General features: G+C 71.8%; 9 protein-coding genes and 2 pseudogenes. 2 read left to right on the top strand and 9 right to left on the bottom strand.

What is annotated here, in order from left to right:
• Positions 1–50 precede the first annotated feature (50 nt).
• The 7 genes from HCJ92_RS17550 to HCJ92_RS17520 all read right to left on the bottom strand — a co-directional run bounded on the left by HCJ92_RS17550 (position 51) and on the right by HCJ92_RS17520 (position 9,229).
• A complete protein-coding gene (locus HCJ92_RS17550; RefSeq protein ID WP_167934563.1) occupies positions 51–1,130 on the bottom strand; it encodes an ABC transporter ATP-binding protein in 1,080 nt (359 codons plus the stop codon).
• Entirely contained in the window at positions 1,127–2,215 is a 1,089-nt protein-coding gene (locus HCJ92_RS17545; RefSeq protein WP_420824734.1) for an ABC transporter ATP-binding protein, read from the bottom strand. The genes HCJ92_RS17550 and HCJ92_RS17545 overlap by 4 nt, the downstream gene beginning before the upstream one ends.
• Positions 2,212–3,186 (bottom strand): ABC transporter permease, encoded by a 975-nt coding sequence (locus HCJ92_RS17540; RefSeq protein WP_167934561.1) that lies wholly within the window; start codon positions 3,184–3,186, stop codon positions 2,212–2,214. Before HCJ92_RS17540 ends, HCJ92_RS17545 begins: the two co-directional genes overlap by 4 nt.
• The gene (locus HCJ92_RS17535; RefSeq protein WP_167934560.1) at positions 3,183–4,268 is read right to left on the bottom strand and encodes an ABC transporter permease; all 1,086 of its coding nucleotides are present in this window, start codon (positions 4,266–4,268) and stop codon (positions 3,183–3,185) included. Before HCJ92_RS17535 ends, HCJ92_RS17540 begins: the two co-directional genes overlap by 4 nt.
• 17 nt (positions 4,269–4,285) lie before the next feature.
• Positions 4,286–6,133, bottom strand: coding sequence for an ABC transporter substrate-binding protein (locus tag HCJ92_RS17530; protein WP_167934559.1), 1,848 nt, complete (start codon positions 6,131–6,133; stop codon positions 4,286–4,288).
• Positions 6,134–6,857: 724 nt separating this feature from the next.
• A complete protein-coding gene (gene mqnP / locus HCJ92_RS17525; RefSeq protein WP_338054232.1) occupies positions 6,858–7,781 on the bottom strand; it encodes a menaquinone biosynthesis prenyltransferase MqnP in 924 nt (307 codons plus the stop codon).
• Entirely contained in the window at positions 7,778–9,229 is a 1,452-nt protein-coding gene (locus HCJ92_RS17520) for a menaquinone biosynthesis decarboxylase (protein WP_167934558.1), read from the bottom strand. Before HCJ92_RS17520 ends, mqnP begins: the two co-directional genes overlap by 4 nt.
• Positions 9,230–9,319: 90 nt before the next feature.
• Between HCJ92_RS17520 and HCJ92_RS25065 the strand changes: the two are divergent.
• Positions 9,320–9,433 (top strand): annotated as a pseudogene (locus HCJ92_RS25065) (hypothetical protein); the annotation flags it as partial.
• A 276-nt stretch (positions 9,434–9,709) separates the two neighbouring features.
• Here HCJ92_RS25065 and HCJ92_RS24410 read toward each other — a convergent pair.
• Positions 9,710–10,450: a response regulator transcription factor gene (locus HCJ92_RS24410; protein ID WP_338054231.1), complete on the bottom strand. Its 741-nt coding sequence runs from the start codon at positions 10,448–10,450 to the stop codon at positions 9,710–9,712.
• Positions 10,451–10,457: 7 nt separating this feature from the next.
• Positions 10,458–11,315 (bottom strand): phosphate ABC transporter ATP-binding protein PstB, encoded by an 858-nt coding sequence (gene pstB / locus HCJ92_RS17510; protein WP_167934556.1) that lies wholly within the window; start codon positions 11,313–11,315, stop codon positions 10,458–10,460.
• 325 nt (positions 11,316–11,640) lie between these two features.
• Between pstB and HCJ92_RS17505 the strand changes: the two are divergent.
• Positions 11,641–12,038 (top strand): annotated as a pseudogene (locus HCJ92_RS17505) (hypothetical protein); the annotation flags it as partial.

Below are 12,038 nucleotides of genomic sequence, written 5' to 3'. Positions count from 1 at the left end.
GGGCGCGGGTGGCGGGCCGCGAGGTGGGACGCCCGCCGGGTGCCGGGGCGTCAGGCGCCTGCCGGGACCGCCCCGTCGCGTGCGGCGACCAGGTGGCAGGAGGTGGCGTCGCGGCCGAGCGGCAGCACCGGCAGTTCGGTGCGGCGGCAGGCGTCGGCGACCCCGGCCGCTTCCGCCTCGCCGGACGCCAGGGCGGGGCAGCGGGGGTGGAACCGGCAGCCGCCGGGGACCGCGGTGGCGTCCGGCGGTTCGCCGGTGAGGACCTGCGGTCGACCGACGGGGCTGTCGGGGAGGACGGAGACCAGCGCCCGGGTGTAGGGGTGGCGGGGGTCGGTGAGGATCTCGTCGACCGAGCCGATCTCCACGATCCGGCCCAGGTACATGACGGCGATGCGGTCGGCGATGTTCCAGGCCAGGCCGAGGTCGTGGGTGACGACCACGGCGGAGAGCCCCAGGTCGTCGCGGAGCCGCATCAGCAGGGCGAGGATCTCGCCGCGGACGGAGGCGTCGAGGGAGGCGACCGGCTCGTCGGCGATGATGACGCGCGGTTCCAGGACCAGGGCGCCGGCGATGACGACGCGCTGCCGCTGCCCGCCGGAGAGTTCGTGCGGGTAGGCGAGGAAGAACTTCTCGGCGGGCCGGAGGCCCGCACGGGAGAGGGCGTCGGCGACCCGGTCGCGCTCGTTGTCGTGGATGCCGTGGATGCGCAGCCCCTCGGCGACCGCGTCGTACACGGTGTGCCGGGGGTTGAGCGCGCCGGTGGGGTCCTGGAGGACCAGCTGGGCCTCGCGGCGGTACGCCTTGAGCGCCTTGGCGCCGTAGCCGAGCGGCTGCCCCTCGAAGGTGACGGTGCCGGCGGTGGGGCGTTCCAGTCCCAGCAGGGTGCGGGCGACGGTGGTCTTGCCGCACCCGGACTCCCCCGCCAGCGCGAGGATCTCGCCGGGGCGCAGGTCGATGTTGACGCCGTCGACGGCGCGGGCGGTGCGACCGCCGGGCGCGCGGAAGCGGACCGCGAGGTCGTGCGCGGCGAGCGCGGGTTCGACGGCCGCGGAGGTGGGCGGTCCGGCGGCGTCGGGCGCGGTGGTGGCGGCGGGCGGTCCGCCGGCGGGCGGGATGCGGTCGGTGGTCATGCGTCCCCCTTGGTCAGCAGGGTCGGCGCGGGGAGGTCCGCGGCGGTGTCCTCGACGCGCAGGCAGGCGGCCTGCCAGTCCTCGCGGGCGGCGCGCAGCGTCACCGGGGTGGTGGCGCACTCGTCCATGACGACGGGGCACCGCGGGTGGAAGGAACAGCCGGTGGGGAGGTCCGAGGGATCGGGCGGGTCACCGGCGAGGCCCTGCGGGTTGCGGCGTTCGGCGGGGTCGCCGACGGTCGGGAAGGCGGCGGACAGCGCCTGGGCGTAGGGGTGCCGGGCGCCGGCGAACACCTCGCGGGAGGGGCCGTGCTCGACCAGGCGGCCCGCGTACATCACGGCGAGCCGTTCGCAGGTGTCGGCGAGGACCGAGAGGTCGTGGCTGATCATGACCAGGGCGATGTGCCGTTCGGTGACGAGCTGCTTGAGCAGCCGCAGCACCTGGGCCTGGATCATGACGTCGAGGGCGGTGGTGGCCTCGTCGGCGACGATCAGCTGCGGGGAGCAGGCCAGGGCCATGGCGATCATGACGCGTTGCCGCTGCCCGCCGGAGAGTTCGTGCGGGTAGCTGGTGGCGCGCCAGGCGGGGAGGCCGACCTGGGACATGAGTTCCACCGCGCGGGCCTCCGCGGCGGCGCGGGAGACGCCCTCGTGGAGGACGATCGGCTCCGCGATCTGCCGGGCGATGCGGTGCACGGGGTTGAGCGAGTGCATCGCGCCCTGGAAGACGATGGAGGCGCCCGCCCAGCGCACGGCGCGCAGCTTCCCGAACGACATGGCGAGGATGTCCTCGCCGTCCAGCAGGATGCGGCCGGTGACCTCCGTGCCGGGCGGCAGCAGCCGCAGCACGGCGGCGGCGACGGTCGACTTGCCGCAGCCGGACTCCCCGGCCAGGCCGAGGGTGTCGCCGGGGTCGAGGCTGAGGGAGATACCGCGGACGGCGGGGATCTCGCCGCGGGAACCGCGGTAGGTGATGCGGAGGTCCTCGATCTGCAGGGTGGGGCGCACGGTGCTCCCGCCTCTCGGTTCGGGCGCCCGGTCGTCGGCGCCGGGTGCCGGCTCCCGCTCCGTCGCGTCGGTGGTCACCGCGCACCCCGCAGCCGGGGGTTGAGGACGGTCTCCATGGCGCGCCCGCACAGGGTGAACGCGAGGACGACGGCGAGGATCGCGAAGCCGGGCGGCAGCATGTACCACCAGGCGCCGTAGGAGATGGCACCGGCGTGGAAGGCGCGTTCCAGGATGGTGCCCCAGGAGACGGTGCTCGGGTCCCCCAGGCCCAGGAAGGAGAGCGACGCCTCGGTGAGGATGGCGCTGGAGACCTGGAGGGTGGCGCTGGCGAGGATCAGCGGCATCAGGTTGGGGAGGACGTGCCGCGACATCTGGTGCCAGTGCCCGGCGCCCAGGGCGCGGGCGCGTTCCAGGTAGGGGCGGCCCTCGATGGACATGGTCTGCGCGCGCACCAGCCGCGCGGTGCCGGCCCAGGAGGTGAGGGCGATCGCCACGATGATGGTGAACCGGCTGGCGCCGAGGGCGACGACCAGCGCGATGGCGAGGACCAGGCTGGGCAGCACGATGAACCAGTCGGTGAGCCGCATCAGCAGCCAGGAGGCCCAGCCGCCGTAGTGCGCCGCCATCATGCCGACGAGGGTGCCGAGGCCGACCGCGAGGACGGCGGCGACGATGCCGATCTGGAGGGAGACGCGCGCGCCCCAGACGACCTGGAGCAGGATGGAGCGACCGACCTCGTCGGTCCCGAACCAGAACTCCCCGCTGGGCGACTCCAGCCGCTCCCCCGGCGCGTTGACCGCCCGTAGCTGCGACTCGTCGGTGTAGAGCGGGGCGAGCAGCGTGGCCAGCGCGATGAACGCCAGGACGCCGAGGCCGACCAGGCCCGCCGGCTGCTTGCGGTACTGGCGCCAGAAGTCGGCCAGCGCCTTGCGGCGCCGCGCCCAGGTGATGGCGCGGGCGGAGGTGAGCTGCGGGGCGGAGCCGGATGCCGTCGCCCGCGGCTGCTCTTCGGTCTCCCCGGGCGGTGCCGGGGTGCTGGGAGCGCTCATGCGGAACTCCGCACTCTCGGGTCGAGGAAGCGGTACAGGATGTCGGCCAGCATGTTGGCGATGATCGTGGTGCCGGCGAAGAAGATGAACAGCAGTTGCAGCAGCGGGATGTCGGGTACGCGGATCGCCTCGTAGAAGAGGAGGCCGAGCCCGGGCCAGCTGAAGATCGTCTCGGTGAGCAGGGCGCCGTTGAAGATGGCGCCGAACTGGAGGGCGATCAGGGTGACCGTGGGCAGCAGCGCGTTGGGGACGGCGTGCCGGCGGCGGACCACGTCGTCGCGCAGCCCCTTGGCCTTGGCGACGGTCAGGTAGTCGTTGCCGCGTTCCTCCAGGATCGAGGAGCGCATGATCAGCACGTACTGGGCGTAGATGACCGCGGCCATGGTCAGCGCGGGCAGCACCAGGTGGTGGGCGACGTCGAGCGACTGCGCCCAGAAGCCGTCCCCGACCCCCCGGGTGGACCGCATCCCGTTGACGGGGAACAGGTCGAGCTGCACCGAGAAGATGATGATCACGATCATGCCCAGCCAGAAGGTGGGCGCGGACCAGAGCGCCAGCGAGAGGCCGACCTGCGACTTCTCGAAGCGGCTGCCCTGCCGCCAGCCGGCGCGGGCGCCGATCCAGATCCCGAGCCCGGCGGCGATGACCAGCGCGGTGCCGGTCAGCAGCAGCGTGTTGGGGAGGCGCCCCAGCAGCAGGTCGGTGACCTGCTGGTTGTTGACGTAGCTCGTGCCCCAGTCGAGGGTGAGGACGGAGCGGATGTACTCCCAGAACTGTACGGTCAACGGCTCGTTGAGGCCGAGCCGTTCCTCGATCTCGGCGCGCTGGGAGGGCGTCAGCGGGGTGTCGCCGCCGATCGCCTTCACCGGGTCGCCGCCGATGATGCGGAAGATGAAGAACGCGGTGAACAGCACCAGGACCAGTGAGATCACGGCGCCGGAGAACTTCAGCCCGAGGAACCGCCAGAAGTCGCGGCGCGAGGGCGTGAACGGCTGTTGCTGGACGGTTGCTTCGTCGCCGCCAGGGGTGCCGGCGCCGCCGTCGGGCAGCGCCGGCACCTGGGCGGTGGGCTGGATTCCCATCGTGTCCCGTGTGTTCCTTACTCCCGGTCGTCAGCGGTCTTGCGGCGCTGCATCCAGGCGAAGCCGCCACCGGCGACCGCGACCAGGACGAGGCCGCCGATGACCCACGGCAGGGCGCTGCCGGAGTCGGAGCCGGAGCCGGCGGCCTGGCCGCCCGCGCCGTCGGCGGGGGTGGCGCTGCGGTAGCCGAAGGCGCCCTGCTGCTCGCGGATCATGCCCTCGGCTGCGGGCTGGGTCTCGAACCCGCTCCAGCGCTCGGAGTTGTACGCCTCCAGCTGGTTCTCGTAGTAGAGGACGATGGCGGGCGCGTCCTGGTAGAGCAGCTGCTGCATGTCGCGCAGGATTCCGGCGCGGGTGTCGAGGTCGGTCTCGGCGGTCTGCCGCTCGAAGAGCGCGTCGTACTCCTCGTCGCAGTAGAACGCGAAGGTGAGGTCGGTGGGTTCTGCGTCCTCGGGGAGGCGGGCGCAGGTGTGGTACGCCAGCGTCTCGCTCGGCTCGGGGCCGGAGTTCCAGGTCCCGAAGGCGATGTCGAAGTTGCCCGCCTCCTGCTCCTCGTTGAGCGGGGTGGTGTCCATGGCGATCGCGTCGAGCCGGATGTCGAGCTCGGCGACCCAGTCGACGAGGAAGTCCTGGATGATCGCGTAGGACGGCCGGTCGGAGTGGTAGAAGAGGCGGAACTCCAGAGGACGTCCGCTCTCCGGGTCGACGCGCAGGCCCGCGCTGTCGCGCTCGTCGTAGCCTGCCTCGTCCAGCAGCCGGTTGCCGGCCTCGATGTCGGCGTCGATCAGGTCGTCGCCGGTGGGCTCCCAGGAGAGGTCACCGAATATCGGCGGGACGTAGCTGACGCCGGGAAGGGCGAAGCCGCCGGTGGCGACCTCGACGATGCGCTCCTTGTCCACGGCGTGCGCGATGGCGCGCCGGACGTCGGGGTCCTGCAGCGCGGGGTGGCCGTCGCCGAACTCCTCGCCGCCCTGGGTGCGGGCGCCCGCGTTGAAGGTGAGGGACTGCATCCGGCGGCCGGGGCCGGTGGAGGTGGTGATGCCCTCGCGCGACTCCAGCGCCTCGTACTGCTGGGGGTTGAGCCCGCCGACGAGGTCCACCTCCCCCGCCTGGAGGGCCTGCACCATCGCCTCGGGGGTCTGGTAGTCCTGGAGGACGAACTCGTCGTAGTCGACGGGCCCTTCCCAGTAGTCCTCGTTGGCGGCGAGGGTGATCCGCTCACCCTCGCGGTGCTCGCTCAGGCGGAACGGACCGGAGGTCGGCTGGTCGGGCTCGCCGGCGTAGGCGCCGGGGTCGTCCAGCCCGCCCCAGACGTGCTCGGGCATGATCATGATGGACACACCCTTGAGGTGGTTCATCATCGCGCTGGGCTCTTCGATCTCGATGACCAGCGTGTGGTCGTCCTCGGCGCGCACGTCGGTGAAGTTGTCGACCAGGTCGCCGTGGCGGCTGTTGAGGACGGGGTCCTCACGCAGCAGGTCGTAGGTGAATTTCGCGTCCTCGGCGGTGATCGGTTCGCCGTCGGACCAGGTGGCGTCCGGGTTCAGCCGGTAGGTCCAGGTCAGGCCGTCTTCGGAGGACTCCCATTCCTGCGCGATTCCGGGAGCCGGGCTGAAGTCCTCCTGGCTCCACCGGATCATCGGCGTGTACATCAGGTTGTTGATCTCGCCCTGCAGCAGCCACCCGGAATCGAGCGGGTTGAGGTGCGGGATGTTGCTGAGGCCGGAAGTACCGACGATCAGGGTGTCCTTGCCGCCGCCCTGCGCGACCGCGCCGCTCATCGGCGCGAGCGAGAGCACCACACCCCCGGCGACCGAGACGGCCGCCGCGCGCTTCAGGAACGACCGTTGGGCCTTTTCTGCCACGGCGGTTCTCCCCTTCCAGACCTGGTAGTCAGCGAATGTCGAGCACCCTCGAACACCGGAGGAGGTAAGTCAATGCCTGCTTCTGAAACTTTCATTCAGCTGAAAGCCGCGGCCGTCCGGGGCCTTCGGATTCTGTAGCGAACCGGGCCGAAACGCGCCTGATTCACCTCGCCGAAACACAATTCACTCAACGGTCGGACCACTGGCAGAAGCGGTCGCGACCGGAGGATCCGTTACCGATCCGCAATGCTATGACCTGCACGGTTGGCCCCTTCGTTGATCTGTTCATCATCCTTTCTACACAGCTGACAACCATCTCGACGGTTGGGGCGCACGCCCGTGGCGGGCCCAGCGCACGCCCGCGAAAGCCGCCGACGGCGCGAATCCGGACGATGTGCGTGCGCTCCGGAGCGGCAGCGGAGGCGGGAACACCGGGGCGCGGCACCCCCGATGGGGCGGACGCGCCGTGGCGGCGGCGCGGCGCGGACGGGGCCGAACGGCGGAGGGCTGGGCCCCGTGGCGGGCGGCGGAGATCACCCGGCCGGCGGCAGCGGTGAACGGGTGACGGCTGCGGTGAACGGGTGACCCCGCGTCAGCGGCACCACCCGGAGCGCCCGCCGGCGAACGGCACCACCGGCGGCCGACGGACGACCGAGCCCCGCCCGGGAACGGGCGGGGCTCGACGGGTCCGGCGAAGCAGAGCGGGGTTCGGCCGTCGGGCGGCTCAGCCGGAAAGGCCGCGGACCACCAGGTCGGCCAGCGCGAAGACGAAGAGGCTGATCCCGACGAAGCCGTTGACGGTGAAGAACGCCCGGTTCAACCGGGAGAGGTCGCCCGGCCGGACGATGGTGTGCTCGTACGCGAAGGCAGCCGCTACCACGGCGAGCCCCACCCAGAGCAACGGCCCGGCGTCCGTCAGCACGGCGAACCAGGCGAGGAGCGCCAGCGTCACCACGTGGCAGCCCCGGGCGCCGTGGAGCGCGGTGGCGACCGAGAAGCGCGCCGGGACGGACCGGACACCCTCGGCACGGTCGGCAGCGACGTCCTGGCAGGCGAAGATCAGGTCGAAGCCGCCGATCCACACCCCGACGGCCAGCCCGAGGACGACCGCCTCCCACGACCAGCTGCCCGTCACGGCGAGCCAGGCGCCGATCGGCCCCATCGCCTGCGCGAGGCCCAGGATGGCGTGCGGATAGTCCGTGAAGCGCTTGCCGTACGGGTAGACGACCATCGGCACCACCGCGACCGGGGCCAGCGCCAGGCAGAGCGGGTTGAGCAGCGCGGCGGCGCCGAGGAAGACGACCAGCGCGACCAGCGCGCCGGTCCAGGCGGTCCGTACCGAGACCGCGCCGGTGACCAGCTCCCGCGAGGCGGTGCGCGGGTTCCGGGCATCGATCTCGCGGTCGATGATCCGGTTCGCCGCCATGGCGAACGTCCGCAGCCCCACCATGGCGACGGTCACCAGCAGCAGCGTCAGCCAGTGCACCGTCCCGTCGTCGAGGAACATCGCGGTCAGCGCGGCGATGTAGGCGAAGGGCAGCGCGAAGACGGAATGCTCGATCATCACCAGGCGCAGGAACGCCCGCGCCCGGCCCCCGGCGGCGACGCCGGGGTCGGCGGCCGGCCGGCCGGCTGCCGCGGTGGTCACAGCCCGTATTCCTTCCAGCGGCCGGTGACCTTCTCGGCGGTCTCCGGGTCCGAGACCACCATCCGCGGCCAGCCGCCGTCGCGGGTGTACCCCTCCTCGGGGAGCTTGGCGGTGGCGTCGATACCCGCCTTGCCACCCCAGAACTGCTGGTAGGAGGCGTGGTCGAGGTGGTCCACCGGCCCCTCGGTCAGCATGAGGTCCCGGGCGTAGTCCGTGTTGCCCAGCGCCCGCCAGGCGACCTCGTGCAGGTCGTGGACGTCGCAGTCCGCGTCCACCACGATGATCAGCTTGGTCAGCGACATCATGTGGGCGCCCCAGACCGCCGACATCACCTTCTGCGCGTGCTTGGGGTACTTCTTGTCGATCGAGATGATCGCGCAGTTGTGGAAACCGCCGGCCTCCGGCAGGTGGTAGTCCACGATGTCCGGGATGATGATCTTCAGCAGCGGCAGGAAGAACCGCTCCGTGGCGCGCCCCAGCGGCCCGTCCTCCGTCGGAGGGCGGCCGACGACGATCGACTGGAGCAACGGCCGCTTCCTGGTCGTCACGCAGTCGATCGTCAACGCGGGGAACGGCTCCTGCGGCGTGTAGAAGCCGGTGTGGTCGCCGTAGGGGCCCTCCGGGAGCATCTCCCCCGGCTCCAACCAGCCCTCCAGCACGACCTCGGCGTTGGCCGGGACCTGGAGCGGCACGGTCTGGCAGTCGACCATCTCCACCCGCTTGCCGGCGAGGAACCCCGCGAAGAGGTACTCGTCGATGTCGCCGGGCAGTGGTGCGGTGGAGGCGTAGGTGACCGCGGGCGGGCAGCCGAAGGCGATGGCGACCGGCAGCCGCTCCCCGCGGCGCGCCGCGACCTGGTAGTGGTTCCGGCTGTCCTTGTGGATCTGCCAGTGCATCCCGATGGTGCGGCGGTCGTGACGCTGGAGCCGGTAGAGGCCGAGGTTGCGGACGTCGGTCTCGGGGTCCTTGGTGTGGGTCAGGCCGAGGTTGAAGAACGAGCCGCCGTCCTCGGGCCAGGTGAAGAGCGCGGGCAGCGCGTCGAGGTCGACGTCGTCGCCGTGCATCACCACCTCCTGCACCGGGCCGCTCTTGACCTTCTTCGGCGGCAGGTGGCTGACGGAGCCCAGCTTGCCGAGCGCCTCCCGCATGCCGACGAAGCCCTGCGGCAGCTCCGGCTTGAGGAGGCCGCCGATCTTGTCGCCGATGTCGCCGTAGGACTTCAGCCCCAGCGACTTCAGCAGCCTGCGGTCGGTGCCGAAGACGTTCATCGCCAGCGGCAGCTTCGATCCCTTGACGTTCTCGAAGAGCAGCGCGGGGCCACCGGCCTTGTTGACCCGGTCGGTGATCTCGCCCACTTCCAGGTGGGGATCGACCTCCGCGGTGATCCGTTTGAGGTCCCCGTCCCGCTCCAGGGCGCGCAGCAGCGCGCGGAGGTCGTCGTATGCCATGGGACTCAGTATCGCGGACGCATTACCCTGGCTGTTGTCAGGGGGCCGCTGCGACGTGGCCCGTTACACCCGCTCACCCGGGGGACGAACATGCTCAAGGTACTGATGTTCCTGGTGCCTATCGCGTTGGCCATCTACGCGCTCGTGGACTGCATCAGCACCAAGGACGACGAGATCAAGCACCTGCCGAAGCTGGTCTGGCTGCTCCTGATCGTGTTCGCGTGGATCATCGGCCCGCTCGCCTGGATCATCGTGGGCCGCAAGCGCAGCCTGCCCAAGGCGCCCGGTGGGCGCGGCACGGCGGGCGGCGGCTGGGTCGCGCCGGACGACAACCCGGACTTCCTTCGCTCGATCAACCACGAGCAGCAGCGCGAGGAGAACGAACGCGACAAGGAGCTCCTGGAGAACTGGGAGGAAGACCTCCGACGACGCGAGAGCGAGCTGCGCGACGGCGACGACAACGACGGCGCGGCGGCGGTCTCAGGCGCCCGGCGGCACCAGGCGGTAACCCACCCCGCGAACGGTCTGGATGATCTCCGGGTGGTGCGGGTCGTCCCCCAGCCGCTCCCGCAGCCGCCGGATGTGCACCGTGATGGTGTTCGACCGTCGTGCGCCGTCCCCCCACAGCTCGGCGCGGATCCGGTCGCGCGTGATGACCTTCTCCGCGTGCTGCATCAGCAGGTGCAGCAGCTGGAACTCGCGCAGCGGCAGCCGCCCGGTGGGCACACCGTGCATCCGCACCTCGTAGCTGCCCGGGTCCAGCGTCAGCGGCCCGCAGACCAACGGCTGGTCCCAGCCCCGGGTGCCCCGGTCCGCGAGGCTCAGCAGCTGGGCCACCTCGCGCGGCCGGTAAGGCCGCGCCACGCAGGCGCTGGCGCCTGCGGCCAGCGCCGGTCCGACCTGCTCGGTGTCACCGGGGCCCACACCCAGCACCACGGGGATCGACAACCGGCGTCGCACCAGCCGCAGCACCGTGGCACCGTCCAGCAGCGGCAGATCGGCCGAGACCAGCAGGACGTCCGGCTTGCGCAGCCCCGCCTCCAGCAGCGTGACCGCCCCGTCGGCGCAGTGCACGACGGAGACCTGGTACTTGGCCAGCTGCGCCGTCAGCCCCTGCCGTATGCGCTCGTCGGAGTCGGCGAGCAGCACCACCGGGTGCGAACCGAGGGGGATGCGGAGCGTCGCCGGGATCAGCGGCTCGGTGATCGGGGCCTCGTCCACCGCCGGCTCAGCCGAAGCGACCGGAAATGTAGTCCTCGGTGCGCTGGTCGGCGGGACGGTTGAAGATCCTCTCGGTCGCGTCGTACTCGACCAGGCGCCCATGGCGCACTCCCTCGCTGTCGGTGTCGGCAGTGAAGAAAGCGGTGCGATCGGAGACGCGGGCCGCCTGCTGCATGTTGTGGGTGACGATGACGATGGTGAACCGGTCGGCGAGGTTCACCATCAGGTCCTCGATGCGCGCGGTGGCGATCGGGTCCAGGGCCGAACAGGGCTCGTCCATCAGCACCACGTCGGGACGGACGGCGATGGTGCGGGCGATGCAGAGGCGCTGCTGCTGTCCGCCGGAGAGCGCCAGGCCGCTCTGTTTGAGCTTGGCCTTCACCTCGTCCCACAGCGCCGCGCCCGTCAGCGCCTCCTCGACCCGGTCGTCCAGTTCCGACTTGGGCATGCGGCCGTCGATGCGCAGGCCGTAGGCGACGTTGTCGTAGATCGACTTCGGGAACGGGTTGGGCTTCTGGAACACCATGCCGATGCGGCGCCGCACCTCGATGGCGTCCACTTCCTCCGCGTAGAGGTCCGCGCCGTGGTAGCTGACCTCGCCGTTCACCCGGGCGCCCGGCACGAGGTCGTTCATCCGGTTCAGGCAGCGCAGCACGGTCGACTTGCCGCAGCCCGACGGGCCGATCAGCGCGGTGATCTCGCGGTCGTGGATGTCCATGGAGACGTCGCGGACGGCGCGGTGCGAGCCGTAGGAGACCTCCAGCCCCGCAAGGCGGAACACCACCGGTGCGGCGGGACGGGCGCCTCCGGCGCCCGAGTCGTCCGGGGCGCCGGCACGCGCCGGTATCGACAGGTCTACGGGCATCGTCGGGCTCCCGGGGCGTTGGCTGGTGGTCCGGCACGGACGTTCACCATGTAACGAGCCGTGGGTAGCGGGTTGCACGGCGTGGGGTGAACCCGGGATGAACAACGGCGTTCCCGCAGGTTCGGTCCCGCGCGGTCGTCCCACCGGGCCGTCCGTCCCCCGCGCACCGGCCCTCTCCGGACCGTCCGTCCCCCGCACGTCCCGCCCCTCCCCGGGGCCCGGGGAGGGGAGCGACCCGCGCGTCTCGGCCCAACACCGCGCCGCGCCGGGCCGGTTGTCCCCGAACACCCGGCGCGGGCCGCCGGGGTCGGTAGCATGCGGAGCCGTGGGCATCGACGGTGAACGACTGGTACTCGACTACCTCAGCAAAGTGGGCGACCTCGCCCACAGCGCCAACATCCCCTCGGCCGAGCGCCGCCAACTGGTCGGCAGGCTCCGCGACGAGATCGGACGCCAACGTTCCGCCGTGCAGGGCCAAGAGCGCGACGCCGACGTCAAACGCATCCTCGGCGGCATCGGCCGTCCCGAGGAGGTCGTCGCCGCCGCGGGAGGCGCCCCCGACGCCGCGCCGTGGGAGGCCCCGCCCGGCGCCCCGGCCGGGGACGCCTCCCCGGGCCGAGGCCGGTTCGGCCGCTTCGGCCGGGCCATGGGCGCCCGCGCCACCGCCGAGGACCGGACGGAGCCGACGCCCCGGGCCCCGGCCGCCCCCGCCGAGCTCCCCGC

Origin of the sequence: Streptomyces spiramenti, from assembly GCF_012034385.1 — a bacterium.
GTDB lineage: Bacteria > Actinomycetota > Actinomycetes > Streptomycetales > Streptomycetaceae > Streptomyces > Streptomyces spiramenti.
Note: the sequence above shows the minus strand (reverse complement) of the source record. Positions and strands in the feature narration are given on the sequence as shown.